The sequence below is a fragment of the Clostridium sp. MCC353 genome, assembly GCF_018785315.1.
In the GTDB taxonomy this organism is placed as follows: domain Bacteria; phylum Bacillota; class Clostridia; order Lachnospirales; family Lachnospiraceae; genus CHH4-2.
Map to the genome: position 1 here is coordinate 1 of NZ_WQPN01000129.1, position 311 is coordinate 311.

1 protein-coding gene is annotated in these 311 nt (G+C 50.5%); it reads right to left on the minus strand.

The genetic code is table 11. The annotated features are described in order from the left end of the window. On the minus strand, window positions 1-311 hold a 311-nt coding region (locus GPL15_RS28180; protein WP_215700706.1), incomplete at both ends, for a hypothetical protein.

Below are 311 nucleotides of genomic sequence, written 5' to 3' on the forward strand. Positions count from 1 at the left end.
TTTCATAGTAGTACTCTACCTTATACTCTGTATCTTCATCGGCTGTCCACTGGGCCACATATACGGCATCTTTCGTTACCATATCCGCAACCTCAGGCTCCCAGCCTGCGAAGGTGTATCCGGCGTTTCCTGTTGTGGTTCCCTTAAATCCAGGGGTCGCCGTGTTGTAATCCAGGTTCTCTGTGGTCTCAGCCTTAAAGGTTCCCTGGGTTCCCGGTTCATAGGTTACGGTGAACTGCTGTTTAAAGTATACTTTCAGCACCAGGCTTCCGTCTCCGGCGATGGTTCCGGATAAGACATTTCCGGCTTCT